Here is an 18,170-nt window from a genome sequence, read left to right on the forward strand (position 1 = left end):
ACAGCAGGCTCAGAAGTGGAGCAGAACGCGCTTGCGGAGGAGTTCGAAGCTTGCTCGGCTGAACATCTGGCGCTTGAGCATCTTGATTCGGTTGACATGGCCTTCGACGACCCCGGAGTTCCACGGCTGCGAGAGTCCGGCAGTGACGGCGTCGAGGTCGCGCTCCAGATGCCGGGCGAATCGCTGGAGGCTGGGCAGGTCGGCCGCGGCTGCCGCTTCGGTCCAGGCCGGCAGTTGGTGGCCTTGCAGCTGGGTCAGCATGTGTGCGAAGGAGCGCACGTGCTCGGTGAGTGCGTCGAGTTCGGGACAGTTGGCCAGCACGGTCTTGAGCTGGAGCCGGTCACTCTCGGCCAGGGCGTCGGGGCGGGTGAGGATCCAGCGGGTGACGGCGCGGGCGGATGGCGGTCGGGGGCCGACCGGTTGGGGCTTGCCGCGTAGGTTCCGGCTGACGTAGGCGCGGACGTTGCCGTAGCCGTCCGGGTAGCCCTGTGTCTTGATCTCCTCCCACAGTTTCCAGGCGTTGGTGCAGCCCTCCTGCCATCGCTGGTCAAGGCAGGGCTTGTACACGTCCAGCTTGGTGGGACGACTTTGCCACTGGCCGGTGAACAGTTGCTCCGGCTCGGTGGCGCGGGAGAATCGGAGAACGGTGTTGAGGCCCATTCCGAGCTGCCGGGCGATGGACCGCTTGCTGTGACCGGCGGCCAGCAGGGCGTGGACGGTGGCGTGCTTGGCGCGGGTGCGTTCGGCGAACCGGTGGCCTGTTGGCCACGGCGAGGCCGCGGGTGACTCCGGCGCCTGGTCTGGTTCCTGCGGTGACTCAGGTGCGGGCCGCAGGCAAGCGCGGTGCCGGTAGACGCACTTCTCGGCGGCTTCGCCAAGGTTGTGCCAGAGGTGCCATCGGTCGGCGACCTGGAGGGCTTGAGGGGCGCCGCGGGTGGCGCCCTCGGCGTAGAAGAGGGCGCGGTCCCGGCAAATGATCTCGATCCCGGGTCGCTCGGACAGCCAGGCCGCGAGGGTGTCCGCCTCCCGGTCCGGCAGGAGGTCCACCGGTCGGCGTGTCTCGACGTCGACGAGGATGGTTCCGTAGATCCGACCCTTGCGCTGAGCGTATTCGTCGACGCCGAGCACGCGGGGCGTGGCGGCAGGCGGATCCGGCAGCGAGGTGATCAGCCTCAGCAGGGTGTTTCGGCTGACTCGAACCCCGAAGGCGTCCGACATTCGGGCGCCAGCCCGTCCCGCGAGCGCGAGACCGACCGAGACGAGCGTCGAGCGCAGCCGTTCCGTCCGGCGAGCGAATCGACGGGTGAGGCCGGGCACCTGCTCGGCAAACGTCTTACGCGGGCAGGAGCCCTCAGCGCAGACGAACCGGCGCACCCGCAACGACATGACGACGAGCTTGCCCGACGTGGGTAGATCTCGGGGAAAGCGCAGGTAAGAGCCGTGTATTCGACTCGACCAGCACCCACAGCCCGGACAGGCCGCCCGCCTGGCCGTGGACCGGGCCTCCACTCTTACGACAGCGTCAGTCACGTCGACCGACTCCACCGACATGTTCTCCACCGCCCCGAACAGCAGCTCTTCCAGCTGCGGCCGCACGTTGTTCACGGCGCAGAACTGTCGACGCCATCACCCTCTGGCAGGTCGATTTTCGGGCAATGTCACCCGCCGTCGAACGACGACCGATCGGCACGCTGCGTACGCGACCACAAGAAGTGGACCAGAGCCCGAGAACGGGCAGCAGATGTTCACCACTTCGGGAGGCGCCGCAGTACACCGGGATTCGAACACCGAGTGAGTCGCCTGCCGTGGTCCGAGGCGGCAGCCAGCACTTGATCGCGCTGCGTTGATCCTCCACGACAGTGGCTGGTGTCGTTCCCGCAGCGGAGTGCACGAAGTCACATCCGACGGTCGCCCCGGCCGGGCGACGGCTCCTCCCTCGTGCCGGAACGGTCGAACCGTGTCTCCCCGTCGTTCCCGGCCGGCGCCCTCGGCGACTTCGGCGGTGGCGGGCATGCCCCGTCCCCATGCCCCGGCCCGTTCACGGCCGGAGCGGTCTCAGTACGCCCAGACGTTGCAGCTCCGCGATGTGCTCCGCCGCTCGTCGTGGTGCTTCGCCGCCGTTCACCAGTACGCCCGCCTCGATGTTGCGGTGGGCCGCGGACTCGGTCAGGTTGGCGCTGCCCAGGAACAGGGTGCGGCGGTCGGCCACGGCGAGCTTGGCGTGCTGGCGTGAGGGAGGGCGTCCGTCGGGGTCGCGGGCCCAGTGCCACAGGTTCACCCCGGGGACGGAGCCGAACGCCTCGGCCGGCTCCCGTCCTTTGAGGAGTCCCTTCGCGCCGGCCAGTGTCTCGACCACGACGTGGATCCTCACGCCCCGTCCGGCGGCCGCCGTGAGCGCCCGGGTCAGCGCCGGGTACGGGCGGGCCGCGTAGGTCATGGCCAGCAGTTCGTCCCGGGCCTCGTCGATGACGTCGACCAGCACCTGGCCGGTCGCCCGCACCGGCACGCCCGGTGTCGCGGGGCCGCTCCACACGGTGCGGACCCGCACCCTGTCCCGGGCACTGAGCATGGCCGCGACATATCCCCGTACGTAGGCGGCCGCCTCGGCGAACGGGACCGCGTCGTTCTCCATCGCGTCGTACAGGTCCGCGACGGCCGCGTCGGCCCCCGGTGCGGTCAGTTCGGTCAGGGCACGCTCCTTGGCCCTCCGCCGCGCCAGCAGACCGACGAGGTCCTTGCTCCGGGACAGGCCGAGGACCGCCACGGCGGATTCCGCGGCGGCCTCGAACGCGCGCCGGCTCACGGCAGCAGGCCGGCCGGTGTCAGTACCTGCTCCTTGTCCCCGGAGAGCGGAACGAGGAAGCGGCGGTCGAGGAACCGGTTGCCGCGCTCGCACGTGGTCTCGGAGACGAAGAGGCAGACGTGGCAGGCCGCCCCGTGGAGGTAGTCGCCCGGGTCGTGGGGCAGGCGCTCCGAGCAGAGCGGGTCGGCCGAGCAGTGCCCGGCGTCGGCCAGGGCCCGGCGGACGATCCTGCCGAACTCGCGTTCCTCGGCGAGGGAGACCAGCCCGCCGAGGGTGCCCTCGGAGTCCGGGACGGCCGTGTAGATCAGGATGCCCGTCCTCGGGTTCTGCTCGTCGCCGGCGTAGATCCGCTCGGCCAGGGAGGCCGAGCTGTAGCCGCATTCGAGGGCGATGGTGCGGATCAGCAGGTGGGAGAGGGTGTGCAGGGCGATGTAGCGGGCGCCGGGCCAGCCGTGGAAGGGGTCGAAGTCGCTCGTCTTGCGGTCGGACCTCCGGTTGGCGCGGAACCGGCCGTAGGCCTCCCGGTGGGCCTCCATCTGCGGCGACTTCTCCATGCGCGCCACCCACTGCGCCATGAGGTCGTCCCGTACGCGCAGGAAGACGCCCTCCCCGCGGACCTCGCTGGCGGGCACCCAGTTCTGCGTGCCCCTCGACAGGTCCACGCGGGTGGCGATCTCCGGGGATTCGGGGTCGGGGGCGTCGAGCCGCGTGAAGCCGATGAGGGCGCGTGCCTCGCGGAGCCGCTCGACCTGGCGGACGTCCCCGAAGAGCTCGTCCAGCGGGGCCGGGACGGGGACCGGCCTGAGGGCGAAGTCGTCGCTGGGCGGGGGGACCGGGCCGGAGAGCGCCTCCCATTCGGGGCGGAACAGGTCGGCCTGGACGTCGGGGGCGGACGGAGCCGGCCCGTCCGTTCCCTGCTTGCGGGCCGTGAGTGCCGCGAAGACCGCGTCCGCGTCGTATTCCTTGAGGAACCCGAACTGGGGCAGGCGTGCCAGGAAGGTGAGTTCGCCGCGGTCCTCGACCTTCTCGAGTTCCGGCCAGTGGTCGTCGAGCAGTTTGTCGATGTCGCCGCCCTGTCCCTTGGGCAGGGCGAGCGCGCTGAGGGTGAGCGGGAACCACTGGTTGGAGGCTCCCGCGACCATCAGGACGGGGTCCCGGTCGCAGCCGTTCGCTTCGTAGGTGCCCAGGTGGGGGTGGCGGCCCCGGCAGTGGGGCAGGTGGCGCCGGCCGCGTTCGCCCATGGCTTCGCGGATGTTGCGCTTCGCGCCGCAGGCGACGCATTCGAGGGTGACGTTGGCGGCCTGGTTGCCCCCGTGGTCCTTCATGCGCAGCTTGGGCCGCGGCATCCTCGCGCAGGCCTGCCCGTGGTGGACGAACGGGGTGTACGGGAACTCGTCGAGGTGGCCGGCGGTGCAGACGAGGGTGAAGCGGGCCGCCACGGCGAGCGGCGGCTTGCCCCGCTTGCAGTCGTGGACGAACTTGGCCTCGTGCGGGGTGCGCGGGTTGGCGTTGAGGAAGGTGAACTCGTCGGAGTCGACCGCGGCCAGGACGTTGCAGGCCGTGCAGCGCAGCCATTGCGGGAACGGCGCGACGGGCACGCCGACTCCCTGCGCCGCCCAGCCCTTGGGGTCCGTGTCCCCGCCTTCCAGCCAGGGGGCCGCCCGCAGCTGCTCGATCTGTCCGCGCCCGTAGCGCTGCAGCGAGCGGTTGACGGCGGCGCGCAGCCGGGGCTCGTCGATGTCGTAGCCGGTGATGCCGTTGTAGCTCCAGGCGTCGAGGCCCCTGACGAGGACGGAGAAGTTCGGCAGGTCGACGAGCGAGCCGACGCCGGCGGTGAACATGAGGTGGCTGGGGCGGACGGCCCCGACCCGGCGGTTGCTCCTGGCGTTCATCGCTGTGCCTTCCTGGGCGTGTCCGCGGTGGTGGTCCCGTACTCGTCGCTGTCCACGGTGGTCGCGAGATCGGGGTCGGTCTCGGTCTCCGCCGCCCCGAAGTTCCAGTCCGGGCCTCCGCCCGAGGGGTTGTCGAGGAAGGCTTCGCCGCCGGGCAGCAGGAGGTTGATCTCGTTCTCCGTCTCGCGCATCGACATGCCGACGGTCAGTTCCGTCCACCGGGATCCGTCGGCCCGCCTCAGCAGCCCGTTGACGACGGTGGTCTTGTGCTTCTCCTTGCGGTAGCCGAGGGCCGAGCTGTTCTCGTCCCGTTTGCGGCGCCATTCGTCCTTCAGCCGGTCCAGCCGTTCGCTCAGGTACTGGCGGGGCAGTTCGCCGCCCACTCGTTCGGCGCGCTCCAGCAGTCTGCGTTCCACGTCCTTGGCGAGGGGGCCGTCCAGGTCGACGTGGTGGGCGTCCAGGTTACGCGAGGTGTCGTGGGCCGCCTGGCGCAGTGCCGCCACGTAGGTGGCGGCGACGCCCCGGTCGAGGGCGCGCCGGGTGAACGGGGTGACGGAGAGGGCCTCGACCTGCCGGTAGAAGGTGGCGTGGTAGTGCTCGAAGTCCTCGTAGTGGGCCAGGTCCCTGGGGCGTGACCAGTTGTAGAGGGTGACGACGAGGCCGGGCCGTGAGGCGTCACGGCCGACGCGCGAGGAGGCCTGGATGTACTCGGCGGTGTTCTTGGGCTGGCCGACGACCAGCATCAGGCCGAACCGTGAGACGTCGACGCCGACCTGGAGCATGGAGGTGGCGAGGACGACGTCCACGGCCTGCCGGGCGATCGGTGTCATGGCCGCGCGGGGTTCCCGCTTCTCCTTCGCCGCGACCGCGTACTCCCGCAGGAAGGCGCGTCGGCGCTGCGAGGTGTCCCGTTCGGGGTCGAACCCGGTCTCCAGGCGCTTGAGGGCGGCGCCGATGTCGGAGGAGGAGATGCGTGAGGTCAGTTCCTGGATGCCGAGCATGCCCGTCCGGCTCACGATCCGGTCGGCCAGGGTGGCCCGGCCCCTGCGGCTGCCGTTGGAGCGGACCCGGGTCGTGATGTCGTCGTCCATGTAGCGCCGCATGCCCGCGAGTTCGCGCGTCGCGTTGAAGTAGCCGACCAGGGTCATGTACGGGTCCGCCGGCGTGCCGTAGTCGTCGAAGAGCTGCTGCCCGGCGAGGAGGAGGATCTCGGCGACCCGGATCTCGGCGGCCTTGAGGCGGGTGCCGTGCGCGCACACGCCCAGGTAGCGCCGGCCGGGGGCGGTGCGGCTGAGTTCGACCTGCCGGGAGAAGAACGTGTCCCCGACGTCGAGGACCTGGGGCGGGAAGACCGCGACCTTGCGCCCGAAGACGCCGAGCACCTGGTCGGCGGCGCGTTTGGTGGTCGCCGTGGAGGCGACGATCTTGGGTCCGGTCTCGTGGCGCCGCCCCTGGGCGTCGGTGAAGCTCCAGGTGCACAGCTGGTCGACGGCGGACTCGAAGAGGCCGACGGTGGTGCCGAGGGCGCCGGAGATCAGGTGCAGCTCGTCCTGGATGATCAGGTCCGGGGGCCGCAGGCGCGTCACCGGCTGCGCGGTGACGCCGGGCAGGTCGCCCCGGGCGTTGTGGCGGCTCCCGCAGCCGGTCTTGGCGTCGAGGTCGTCGTGGCGGTAGCCGTGGCGCGGGCACAGCTCGGTGACCCTGCCGAACAGCAGGCCGGCGTACCCGTTCCAGGGCAGCTGGGCGAACTTGTCCACGGTGGCGATCAGCAGGGACGGGGCGAGCCGGTAGATCTCCTCGTCGACGGTGAGCACCGGGATGCCCTCGCCGGGTGATTCCCGCCGGGAGAAGGGGCAGCGGTCCTCCCCCTCTCCGCGCGGGCAGTAGAGCAGCACGCGGCGCCGCCCCTCGTCGTACTCCATGTGGGAGCGGGCCGTCAGTCCGCTTCCGCACCAGGGGCAGGTGAGGACCTGGAGGACGCGCGCGTGCTTGTCGCTCGCGCTCTCCTTGGCCTCGGCGATCTGTTCCTTGGCCTGGTCGAACCAGTTCGGGGAGACGGAGGTTCCCACCCACAGGCCGATGCGGAACGGGGTGGCGCCCCAGCGGACGTCCCGTGCGAACTCCTCGCGGCGCAGCACTTCGCAGGCGCTGACCAGGGCGGCCGCGCGCTGGAACTGCTGGGCGGTCAGCAGGCGCAGGGTGTAGCGCATGAGGACGCCGACGCCGGCCTCGCCGCTGTGCGCCTCCGCGCCCGTGCCGATCGTGCCCTGCAGGCGGCGCAGCGCGAAGGTGTAGGCGGCGAGGCCGAGGTAGGCCTCGGTCTTGCCGCCGCCGGTCGGGAAGAACAGCAGGTCGACGAGGGCTTCGCGGCCGGTGCCGCGGTGGGGGTGTCCGGGCCGGCTGAGGGAGTCGAGGTTGAGCAGGACGAAGGCGAGCTGGAAGGGGCGCCAGCTCGCTCCCTCCTTGCCCTTGGCGTGGACCTCGTCGTACGCCTCCCGGTAGGAGGCGCGGTCGTCCTCGCGTCCCGCGCGGGCCGCGGCGATGGCGGTGTTGCGGCGCTGGAGCGCCATGGCCCGGTTGGCGAACCGGAAGGCCTCCAGGGCGGTGTCGTCGGCCACGAGCCGGTCGATGCCCAGGGTGATCCGGTCGCAGATGTCCAGTGCCTGGTCGATGGCGGCGTCGGCGGAGGCGCGCAGGTCGTCGGGGAGCGAGCGGGCCTTGCGGCGCTGCTGGTCGAGCCAGGTGCCGTAGCCGTCGGCGAGCGGGGCCAGCGCGGCGCTGAGTTCGCTCCGGCGGGCGGGCACCGCGAGGGCCGCGAGTTCGTCCATGCCGAGTTCGAGGCCGCGGAGCAGGTCCTGCTCCTCCACGGTGGGTGCGGTGGTGGCCCGGACGTCGTAGTCGGGAAGCCAGGTGGTGGTGAGCCGGTGGGCGTTGCGTTCCCCGTCCCGCACCTGGGCGTGCACGGCGACGTTGCGGCCCTTGGCGTGGCTGAGGCTGTCCCGGTAGAGGAGCCGGAGCCGGCGTTCCTCGGCGTCCTCCGCGCCGTTGCCCCGGTGGGCGGGATCGAGCGGGTCGTCGACCGGGAGGAAGACCGCCGCCTGGTCGTCCGGGAAGGCGGTGACCTCGATCTCGGTCTGGAAGAGCCAGTGGGCGTCGCGGGCCTCGCGGCTGTCCTGCTGCCGGTTCACCAGGGCCAGTTCGACGACCCGGAGGTCCTCGGTCCCGCCGGAGTGCCTGCGCACCTGCACGTCGAGGACGGCCGCTCCCCCTTCGAGCGCGACGGTCCGGTCCGCCAGGTCCGTCACGTCGATGTCCACCGGGTGCTCGACGGGTTCGCGCGACCAGACCCTGCGGGTCGTGCCGCGGTCGGTGGCCTCCTCCGACTGGGTGTAGCGCCCCCAGCGGACGGTGACGGTGAGCGTGCCGACGGAGGCGGGAACGGTGAAGGACAACCCCATGGAGGAGGCCCAGATGTGGCCGGCGGCCTGCGGGGTCAGCCGGTCCTGCAGTTCGGTGTCGTCCCCCTCCTGTTCGTCGCCCGACTCCCCGTCCGCGCTCTGGGCGGCCGTGAGCGCGATCCGGTCGGCGGTGACGTCCTGGGGCCGCGGACCGAGCATGCCCACGAGGTACCGGTCGCGCGGCCCGGAGGAGGCGCTCGGCAGTGTCTCGGTCTCTCCGTCCCAGGGGCCCAGCAGATCACGGCGGATGTAGGTCACGAGTTCGTCGCGCACGTCGTACGAGTCCCCGGCGCGGAACGTCTGGGGTACTTCGTCGAGCGGGTGCGGGACGGCGGCCTGGGCGGGCTGGGCCGGCATGCGGTGGGTCCTTCCGGACGGTTCCGATGAGCACGAACGGTGGCAGGAGGGTGACTGCACCCGAAGAATAGACCGTTGACACAGTTCACACAACGAGCAGGGGACGCTCTGTCGCTCCGGCCGGCCGCGGTCTCTAGGCTGGCTCCGACCGCAGCCCGCCCGTCACCGAGGACGCCGATGCCCCGACTCGCTCTCTCCGACGACTTCGTCGCGGACCTCATCTCGCTGCAGCGACCGGTCCAGAAGGAGGTCGGCGACGCGATCCAGATGTTCCGCAGCATGACCGTCCCCCAGCTCCACGCGAGCAAGGGCATGCACTTGGAGAAGCTCGAGCGGGCACGCGACCCCCGGATCCGCACCATACGCGTCACCAAGTTCCACCGGGGTGTCCTCCTGGCCCCCGACGACGGCAGCGAGCTGTTCATGCTCCTGCGGGTCGCCCCGCACGACGAGGCGATCAACTGGGCCTGCAAGCGCGCCTACTCGGTCAACAGCGCCACCCGCGGGGTGGAGGTGCGCAACGTCGAGGCCCTCGAGCAGATGGAGACCTACTTCGAGACCAAGGCGGACACCACTCCCACCCGCCTCTTCCAGGAACACTCCGACACCGTGCTGCGCGACCTCGGCGTCGACGACCAGGTGCTGAAGCTGGCCCGCGTCTGCGTCACGGCCGACGACCTGGCCGTCATGGCACCGCCGATGATGCCCGCCGACCAGTACGAGGTGCTGTGGTTCCTGGCGCAGGGCGAGTCCCCCGAGGACGTCTGGGAGCAGCTGATCGCGCCGCGCGGACAGACCGTCCGCACGGCGGAGGAACGGCCCGCGGTCACCCTCACCGAGGCGATCCTCAACACCTCCGACCGCATCGTGGAGGTGACGGGCCCCGGCGAGCTGGAACGCATCCTCGCCGAGGACCTCACCCGCTGGCGGATCTTCCTCCACCCCGCTCAGCGCCGTTACGCCCACCACCCCGGTTTCAACGGCCCCGCCCAGATCACCGGCGGTCCCGGCACCGGCAAGACGGTGGTCGCCCTGCACCGCGTACGGCACCTGCTGCGCACCGGCCGGGAGGGCGAGCGGATCCTGCTGACCACCTTCACCAACGCCATGGCCGTCGCCCTGCGGGACAGTCTGGCGCTGCTGCTGGGTGACGCCGACGCCCCTCTGCTGGAGCGCGTCGACGTCACGACGGTGGACTCGCTCGCCGCGCGGGTCGTCCGGGAGGCGCGGGGCAGCTCGCCGAAGCCCCTGTCGGCCGCGGCGGAGAAGAGCGCCTGGACCCGTGCCGTGGCACGCGAGGAGCTGCCCTGGACGGAGCAGTTCCTGTCCCAGGAGTTCCGCAACGTCGTCCTGGCCCAGGGGCTGCGCACGCCGGAGGAGTACCTGCGCTGTGTGCGCCGCGGACGCGGCACCCAGGTGGGCCGGGTGCAACGGGCCCGGCTGTGGCGGGTGATGGAGCGGTTCACGGCGGACCTCGCCTCGCGCGACTCGGCCACGTACACGCAGCTGTGCGACCAGGCGGCGCGGATCCTGGCCGAGGGCCCGCCGCGTTACCGGCATGTCGTCGTGGACGAGGCGCAGGACCTGCATCCGGCCCAGTGGCGGGTGCTGCGCGCCTGCGTCGCCCCCGGGGCCGACGACATGTTCCTGGTCGGCGACCCGCACCAGCGCATCTACGACTCCCGGGTCTCGCTGCGCTCGCTGGGGATCGACGTCCGGGGGCGCGCCTCCCGGCTCCGTCTGAACTACCGCAGCACGGAGGAGATCCTGCGCTGGTCCGCGTCCCTGCTCGACGGTCAGCCGGTGGGCAGGCTCGGTGAGGACGACGACGAGGACGGCGGCCGGGACTCCCTGCGCGGTTACCGGTCCCAGCTGCACGGACGCGTTCCGGTGGCGCGCGGACACGGCAGCCAGGACGAGGAACTGCGGGCGCTGGTCGCGCAGGTGCGCACCTGGATCGAGCAGGACGGGGTCAAGCCATCGGAGGTGGCGGTGTGCGCCCGCTTCAACACCCTGGTCGACGCGGTCATCACCCGCCTGCGGCGGGAAGGCGTCCCGGCGGTCGCCGTCAAGGACAACCCGGGGCCGGACGTCTCCGGCGTCCGGGTGGCCACCATGCACGCGATGAAGGGACTGGAGTTCCGGTGCGTGGCCGTGGTGGGCGTGACGTCGAACGTGCTGCCGTTCGCCCCGCAGGTGACACCCGCCGAGGTGGATCCCGTCCAGCACCGGTCGGACCTGCTGGCCGAGCACTGCCTGCTGTTCGTGGCCTGCACCCGAGCGCGGGACGCGCTGGCGATCTCGTGGAGCGGCGAGCGCAGCCGCCTGCTGGATCCGGTGACCGGCTGAGACGCGCGACGGCCCCGGTGTCCCGGACCCCGCTCCGGGTCCGGGGCGCCGGGGCCGTCGTCGGCGGGAGGCTCCGCTCCCGCTGCCCGGCGCCCGGCGGGCGTCAGGCCCGGATCTCCCGGACGACGACCTCGTGGCTCTTTCCCCGGGAGGCGTCGTACGAGATCGTCCGCCCCGTCGGCTGCCACATCAGCGCGTGGCCCAGCGGTGACGACGGGGAGATGGTCTCCGCGTCGTCGGTGGGCAGTTCGGCGACGGTGTACAGGGTCGTGTCGTCGATCCGCCCGTCGAACTCGAGGACGAGCAGCGCGCCGGGGTGCACCGCCCTCGGCGTCCCCTCCTCCTGGCCGACCCGTACGGCGTCGAGGAAGGTCCGCAGGAAGCCGAGCCGCTTCGTGCGGCGCTCACGCTGGTCGGCCTGCGTCTTCCTGAGGAAGACGAGGTTCGCCGGGTCCACGTCCACGGGCATCTCGTCCGGGGAGTCGATGGCGGCCTGGAGCCCCTGCATCTCGCGCACCAGCCGCTGGAAGGCGGCGGCGGGGATCTCCCGGACGGGCAGGGAACTCCGCGGGGCCGGGTCCACCGGACCGGGCGCGGGTTCCGTGACCGCTTCCGCCGCGGGCACGGCCTCCGGGGCCGGCCGGGGCTCGCCCGGCTTCTCGGCGGTGAAGACCGCCTCCGCTTCCGTCACCACGCCGTGCCCGGCGCTCCGGCCGGGCGCGTGAGCGCCCTCCCCCGGCTCCCCCGCTCCGTCGTCGTCCGGCCCCTCGGCGGGCAGGCGCCGTGCGTCTTCCGCCCCGGCGGGAGAGATGGGCTCCTCCGGCTCGGCGAGGGCCGGCTCGGCGGAGGTCGGCCCTGCGGGGACTGGCTCGGCGGAGACCGACCCTGCGGAAGCCGACCCCGCAGAGACCGGCCCAGCGGGCACCTGCCCCACAGAGACCTGTCCAGCGGGCACCTGCCCAGCGGGGACCCGCTCGGCGGAGACCGACCCTGCGGAAGCCGACCCCGCGAAAACCTGCCCGGCGGGGACCTGCCCCGCGGGTACCGGCTCGATTCCCAGTCGTTCCAGCTCCGTCCAGAGCGGGGCGAGTGCCTGCTCGCGGTCGAGGTGGAAGCGGCTGCCGCGGATCCGGACGAAGGTCCAGTCGACGCGTTCCAGGTCCCGCTGGCGGGCGGCGGCGGTGGACGCGTCCTCGCCGTCGGCGAAGGCGTCACCGTCGCAGGCGACCGCGAGCCTGCGGGTGCCGCCCTCGACGACCAGGTCGATGGTGTGGCGGCCCACCCGGTAGCCGGGCCGCACCCGGTGACCCCGGGCCGTCAGCTCCAGGTACACCTGCTGCTGGAAGAGGCTGTCGAACGCCTCGTGGCGTACGTCGGGCAGCACCTCGCCCTCGACCGCGACGGTGTCCTCCTCCGCGGGCCGGGTGAGGTGGTCGAGCCACCGCCGGCGCAGGTCGTTCTCGTGGAACTGCTCGGGCCGGGCGCTGTGGAACACCCACACCTGGTCCTTGGCGCGGGAGGCGGCCACGTTGAGCCGCTGCTCGTACGTCTTGCCGTTGAAGCCGCCCGGCACGGTCCCGGCGGCGGTGGTGGCCGAGTTGACGCAGGAGACGAACATGACGTGCCGTTCGTCGCCCTGGAAGTCCTCGGCGTCGCCGACCCGGATCCGCCGCTCCTCGCGCTGCTCGTAGTCGAGGCGTTCGGCGAGCAGGTTCTCCAGTTCCGTCAGGTGTCCCTTGGCGCCGCGGAGGCTGATGACGCCCATGGTCTTCCCCTCGTACGCGGGGTCGGCGCAGCAGCGCACGACCGCGTCGACGAGGGCCCCGGCCTCGGCGGTGTTGACCAGCCGGTCGTTGCCTCCGAGGGCCTCCCCGCCCTCGACGTGCACGGTGCGGACCGGGGGCAGCCGGTCGGCGCCGTACTGCCGCAACGGCTGGAGCCGGCCGTTGTAGCAGAGGTCGTTGGAGAAGGAGATGATCTCCGGCATGCACCGGAAGTGCTCCTTGAGCATGAGCGTGCCGCGGCCGGCGGAGAGCGCCTCGGTGAGGTCGAAGAAGCTGGAGTCGGGGCCGAAGAGGCTGCGGACGTCCGGCTCCAGCGCGGTGAGCAGCCGGTCCCGCAGGTGGAAGTACTCGTCCTGCTTGAGGCCGACGTTGGAGGGGCTGACCTGCTTGCTGTCGCCGACGATCACCATCCGGTCGGCGAGCCAGCTCAGCAGCATGGCCTCGAGGCCGGACTGGCTGGCCTCGTCGACGATGACGACGTCGAACAGGCCGGGCCGGTCCATCGGCACGGTCTCCGCCACCTGGTGCAGCGGCATGATCCAGGCGGGTACCGCCGTCTGCGCCTTGCGCAGTGCGGCCTGGGCGTCGCGCCGGTAGCGGTGCTGGTACTTGCCCTTGATGCGGCGGGCGGCCTGCTGGTAGGCGCTGAGGGCGCGGGACTGGTCGCCGGTGAGCAGTCCGAGGCAGCGGTGCCAGGCGCGGGCGGCGGCGAGCCGGGCGAGCACGATGCGCGCCTCGTCGTCGGCCTCCGTCAGCCGCCGGCGCAGCGTGCGCTCGGCCTCGGGGTCGGTGAGCCGCTCCATCCTCTCGCGCCATGCCGACCAGGCCCAGGCCTCGGCGAGCAGCGGCAGCCGGTCGTCCCACGCGGTGTCCTGCGGGGTGCCGGTGACGCGCTCGGCGAGCGCGGGGAACGCCTCGCTCACGCGGGTGAGCGCGGCGTGCTGCTCGGCCCGCAGCCGGGCGGCCTCCCGCACCTCGGTGATCTCGTCGCTGAACTCCCGGTAGCCCCGCGGGTCGTGGGCCCGGACGGCGTCGAGGAGGCGGGCGACGGCGGGCGCCACGCCGGGCCGGTCGTTCCAGGAGCGCAGCAGCTCCTCGGCGGCGGTGACGGTCCTGCGCGACCGCTCGGCGGCACGCAGTGTGGTCGCCGCGCGCAGCAGGGCGCGTACGGCGTGCTCGACCGAGGTGTCGTGCCAGGTGGCGGCGGCGAGTTCGGGCGAGGTGGCGGCGGCGGTGAGCACGTCGGTGCGGGCGGCGGCGACGGTGAGCAGGGCCTGGAGCACGTCGGCGTCCTGCCGCAGCCGGGCCAGGCGCGGGCCGTGGCCCTGCCAGGCCCCGGCGGGGGTGCCCCACTCGGTCTCCACCTGGGCCAGGCGCAGTTCGAGCTGAACCCGGGCGACGACGACCGCCGCCGTGGCGGGGTCCTCGGGGGTCCGCCCGTCGACCCGCACGGCCTGCACGAACGCGCCGACGGCCTTGGCCAGCTTCGTGCGGGTGCCGAGCGGCCCGCGCAGCTTCTGCCCCTGTGTCAGCCCGTCGTACAGGGTGGTGGCCTGGCCGAGCGCGACGGCCGGGTCGTGCTGTTCCAGGCCGCTGACCATCGCGGTGCCCAGCGTGGCGAGCGAGGAGTCGAGCGCCGCGAGGGCGTCGGTGACGGCGGCGTGCCGGCTGCGTGCCTGCCAGTCCTGTCCCGCCGTCACCTCCTCCAGGAGCGGCCCGGCCCACGCGCCGGCGGCCGCGGCGAGGGACGCGGCCCTGGCGCGGGCGGCGGAGAAGGCGTCCAGGGCGGCCGTCAGACGCTGCTGTTCTTCCTCGCCCATCCCGCGTACGGCGGTGTCGTAGCGCAGGCTCAGCGGGTCCTGTCGTACCGCCTCGTGCGCCTCCTCGGCGGAGCGCACGACCGACACGGCTTCCTCGAAGTCGCCGGGTGCGGGCAGTTCGGAGGGTCCGGGCACCTCGGCCGCCAGGGCCTGGTGGTGCGGGGTGCAGGCGCGCGTGGTGTGCAGCAGCCTCAGCACGTCGTCGGCGGTGACGGAGGGCTGCTCCTGGGGAACAGGGCCGAGCCAGTCGTAGCGCTCCGCCTCGGCGGTGAGGCGTTCGGCGATCTCCTGGAGGCTGCCGGTGTAGTCGCCGATCTCCGCCGCGAAGCGGTGGGTCTCCTGTTCGCGCAGTACGGCGAGGTCGCGCAGCATGGTCTGCTGGGCCGTCCGGGCCGCGGCGAGCCGTGCCTGGAGCGTACGGATGTCCTTCTGCGAGGCCTTCGGGTCGTAACCGGCGTACTCGCCGAGGATCCTCCGCACGGACGCCTCGAGCTCCCGCTGGGCGGCCGCGCCGTCCTCGGTGCGGCTCACGCACAGGTCTCGGATGCTCTCGGGCAGCTTGTCCCGCAGGACGCGCAGGGCGCGCGGGGTGTGGCTGGTGATGAGGACCCGCTTGCCCTGGGCGAGCAGGTCCGTGACGAGGTTGGCGATGGTGTGCGTCTTGCCGGTGCCGGGCGGGCCCTGCACCACGACGAGCCGGTTGGCGCGCAGGCGCTCGGCGATGGTGCGCTGCTCCTCGTTGGCGGGCAGCGCGAAGTACATCTCGTCGGCGCCGGCCTGCGTACCGTCGTCCTCGGTCGCGGCGAGGTCGGCGGCGGTCAGCGCTCCGTCGCGGCCGGCGATGTAGCCGAGGAGTTCGGTGGGGGGTGTGCCGGCGTCGATCTGGCGGGCGATGGCCTTGAGGGCGTCCATCGTCGAGCGGCGGTTGCGTTCCCGCAGGACGAGCGCGGGGGTGAGTCCCACCTGGGGTACGTCGAGCGTGCGCGGCCGGGCGCGTTCCACGGTCGGCGTGTAGCCGCCGGCGCTGTGGGCCGCGTTGGTCCAGCTGCGCAGGGCGGTGTGCACGGCGTCGAGGTGTGCGGGGTCGGTGACGTCGGAGGCGCCGTCCAGTGTGTCGACGATCTGCTCGCGCACCGCGCCGGGCACGTGCTGGGCGCCTTCCAGCATGCCCTCTTCCAGTTCCAGCCCGGTGCCGGTCGGGTCGGGGGCGGCGGTGAGGGTGCCGGTGGCCGGGTCGAGGTGGAGGGTGGCGCGGTGGGTGACGAGGTGGCGTTCCACGCGCTGGCCGCTGGTCGTCTGCCAGGTGAGCCGGCCGAGCCCGAGGACGAGTTCGTAGGCCTCACCCAGGTTGGCGGCGTCCTCGTGCATCTTGTGCAGCCGGTCGTACAGCCTGACGACGGGGTCGATGGCCCGCCGCCGCTCCGCCCAGGCGAGCCATTCCTGTTCCCAGGCGGCGTACAGCTTCTCGATCTTCTCCCGCTTCGGGTGGTCGTCGAGCTCGTGGTACGTCTTGTCGAGGGGGATGCCCCGGGACCAGTCGGGGAACTCCGGCTCGATCCGGCGGCGCAGGTGCGGGGCGCGGGTCTGCTTGAAGTCGCGTATGCGGGTCTCGTCGACCCAGGGTGCGAGCAGGGGCTCGGGGTGCGGGGCGTCCTCGCGTTCGGGGCGGGCGAGGGTCAGCCAGGCCGGTTCCTCGGTGTCGAGGGCTCCGTCGAGCATCACGGCGACCTCGGGGGCGTCCGGCAGCTCCTCGAACCAGACGGTGCCGGCGGCGCCGTCGAGGGTGCGGACGGGGCGGGTCTTGGACTCCTCGGCCTCGGCGAGGAACCGGAAGATCTGACGGACCCGGGTGGCGTCGAGCTCGTCGGAGGACAGGTCCTGGGGGCGGGGTGCGGGCCCGGCCGGCGGCGTCACGAGGGGCGTGGTCAGGCGGGGGTCCGGCCCCGTGGGCTGTGACGGTACGGCTCCGAGCGCGGTACGGGCCGTTCCCCGGCCCCCGTCGTCGTCGGCGCCGGCGAACAGGGACGGCTGCTCTTCGCCGAACAGCGGGGCCTGGTCGGGAAGCAGTCCCGCCCGTGCGGGCGCGGGCGCGAGGGCCCCCGCCGTGGTGAAGGTGACGCTCTCGCGCTCGTGGTCGCGGGGGAACCGCACCTCGATGTCCAGCTCCGCGGCGGTTCCCGCCGGAATGCTGTAGGCCCAGGTCGCGGACATACGGCGGCCCTTGCTCAGGGTGCCTTCGAGCCGGTCGTCGAGCAGCTCGGTCCGGTAGTCCTGTACCTGCCGCGCCGTCTTGCCATAGGGCCCGCCGCGCACGAGCAGGGTGATGCCGTCGACGTCGATGGGGTGGGCCGTTCCGTTGCTCAGGTACAGCGTGCAGCGGACGAGGTCGTCGCCCTGGCGGTACCCGTGGGATTCCTCGGGATCGGCCGGCTCGTACGGCACGACGTCGTCCACGCGCACGTACAGCCCGTCGTCGTACCGGTAGTCGGATCCGACCGGCCACATCTCGCCGTCCAGGCCGTACTCACGCTGGCTCACGCGCCACCCCATTGCTGTCCGGAGCCACATGCGTGGCCGCTTGGTGTCCTTCCGCCCCGGCCCACCCGAGCACGCCTCCGCCTCCCAGCACGCCGCCTCAAGTGTGAACTGAGCACACGCGGCGAGGGTAGCAGTAGCCCGCCGACCCTCACCGCGAGCCATGAAACCGCACACAAACCACCGACACAAGTCGTTACACATGTTGACTCAGTTCACACTCGTGAGCCACTATGACTCGGCATCGTCCGCACAGCTCCAGGCAGACGCCACAGAAAGGCCACGCGCCATGCGTATGGAAGTGCTCCACGTCAGTCCGGAACTCGCGACGGAGTGGCTCACCCGCAACACCAGCAACCGCCCGCTCAGCAAGGCGGCGGTACAGCAGCTGGCGGGCCGGATCCAGCGCGGCGAGTGGCAGTTGACACACCAGGGCATCGCCTTCGACGAGGACGGTGTACTCATCGACGGCCAGCACCGCCTCGCGGCGATCGCCAAGGCGGGCATCACCGTCCCCCTGACCGTCACCCACGGCGTTCCGCGCACCGCGTTCACGGTGATGGACACGGGACGCAAGCGCACCGGCCGGGACGCGCTCGCCCTCGCCGGCGAGGCCAACGCCACACACCTGGCGGCGGCCCTGCGCGGCCTGCACCTCTACCTGAACGCGCCCAACTCGTCCTGGAGCGGCGGATCGTCGGTGACCAGCAACGACCAGCTCCTGACCATGCTCGATGGGCACCCCGGCATCCGTGACGCCCTTTCGTACGGCATCGCACTCAACCGCGCGTGCCGCATCACCGTCACGGCGGCGACCATCGGCTGGTACGTGACCAGCGAGGCGAGGCCCGACATCGATCAGGGCCCCTGGAAGGAGGGCATCGTGACCGGCGCACGCCTGGAGCCGGGCGATCCCCGCCTCACCCTGCGCAACACGATGCTCAATCTCGCCACGGGCACGTCGCACCGTCGCCGCGACGACTCACGCGAGCACCTGCTCTACTACCTCAAGGCCTGGAACGCGTGGGCCGAGGGCCGGTCGATCAAGCTGCTGCGCCGGTCCCCCAACGAGACGATGCCTCGGATCTCCAGGCAGGCGGCGGCAGTTCTCACGCACGAGGTGCCCCGGCAGCCATAAAGGCCACAACCTCACCACCATTGACTTAGTTCAC

7 protein-coding genes are annotated in these 18,170 nt (G+C 72.2%); 2 read left to right on the top strand and 5 right to left on the bottom strand.

Translation table 11 applies throughout. The features are described 5' to 3' along the window. Positions 1 to 9 precede the first annotated feature (9 nt). The 4 genes from ACH5AO_RS00490 to drmA form a co-directional block, all read right to left on the bottom strand. Complete coding sequence (locus ACH5AO_RS00490) at positions 10 to 1,605, bottom strand: ISL3 family transposase (protein ID WP_398920254.1); 1,596 nt, start codon at positions 1,603 to 1,605, stop codon at positions 10 to 12. A gap of 433 nt (positions 1,606 to 2,038) precedes the next feature. Continuing rightward, positions 2,039 to 2,803: a DISARM system phospholipase D-like protein DrmC gene (drmC, locus tag ACH5AO_RS00495; protein WP_398920256.1), complete on the bottom strand. Its 765-nt coding sequence runs from the start codon at positions 2,801 to 2,803 to the stop codon at positions 2,039 to 2,041. Continuing rightward, positions 2,800 to 4,695, bottom strand: coding sequence for a DrmB family protein (drmB, locus tag ACH5AO_RS00500; protein WP_398920257.1), 1,896 nt, complete (start codon positions 4,693 to 4,695; stop codon positions 2,800 to 2,802). The genes drmC and drmB overlap by 4 nt, the downstream gene beginning before the upstream one ends. Beyond that, a complete protein-coding gene (drmA, locus tag ACH5AO_RS00505) occupies positions 4,692 to 8,510 on the bottom strand; it encodes a DISARM system helicase DrmA (protein WP_398920259.1) in 3,819 nt (1,272 codons plus the stop codon). Before drmA ends, drmB begins: the two co-directional genes overlap by 4 nt. A 177-nt stretch (positions 8,511 to 8,687) precedes the next feature. Here drmA and ACH5AO_RS00510 point away from each other — a divergent pair, with 177 nt between their 5' ends. Continuing rightward, positions 8,688 to 10,859: a UvrD-helicase domain-containing protein gene (locus tag ACH5AO_RS00510; protein WP_398920261.1), complete on the top strand. Its 2,172-nt coding sequence runs from the start codon at positions 8,688 to 8,690 to the stop codon at positions 10,857 to 10,859. Positions 10,860 to 10,962: 103 nt separating this feature from the next. Here ACH5AO_RS00510 and ACH5AO_RS00515 read toward each other — a convergent pair whose 3' ends face one another. Next, complete coding sequence (locus ACH5AO_RS00515; RefSeq protein ID WP_398920263.1) at positions 10,963 to 17,001, bottom strand: AAA domain-containing protein; 6,039 nt, start codon at positions 16,999 to 17,001, stop codon at positions 10,963 to 10,965. A 286-nt stretch (positions 17,002 to 17,287) separates the two neighbouring features. On the opposite strand from ACH5AO_RS00515, the gene ACH5AO_RS00520 reads away from it, so the two are divergent. Further along, positions 17,288 to 18,136, top strand: coding sequence for a hypothetical protein (locus ACH5AO_RS00520; RefSeq protein WP_398920265.1), 849 nt, complete (start codon positions 17,288 to 17,290; stop codon positions 18,134 to 18,136). Positions 18,137 to 18,170 lie beyond the last annotated feature (34 nt).

The organism is Streptomyces sp. NPDC018964 (assembly GCF_044390325.1).
In the GTDB taxonomy this organism is placed as follows: Bacteria; Actinomycetota; Actinomycetes; order Streptomycetales; family Streptomycetaceae; genus Streptomyces.

What these genes read in the sequence shown, in the direction of transcription:
- drmB (WP_398920257.1), bottom strand. Translation starts at nt 4,695, where the DNA reads ATGAACGCCAGGAGCAACCGCCGGGTCGGGGCCGTCCGCCCCAGCCAC.
- ACH5AO_RS00520 (WP_398920265.1), top strand. Translation starts at nt 17,288, where the DNA reads ATGCGTATGGAAGTGCTCCACGTCAGTCCGGAACTCGCGACGGAGTGG.
- drmA (WP_398920259.1), bottom strand. Translation starts at nt 8,510, where the DNA reads ATGCCGGCCCAGCCCGCCCAGGCCGCCGTCCCGCACCCGCTCGACGAA.
- ACH5AO_RS00510 (WP_398920261.1), top strand. Translation starts at nt 8,688, where the DNA reads ATGCCCCGACTCGCTCTCTCCGACGACTTCGTCGCGGACCTCATCTCG.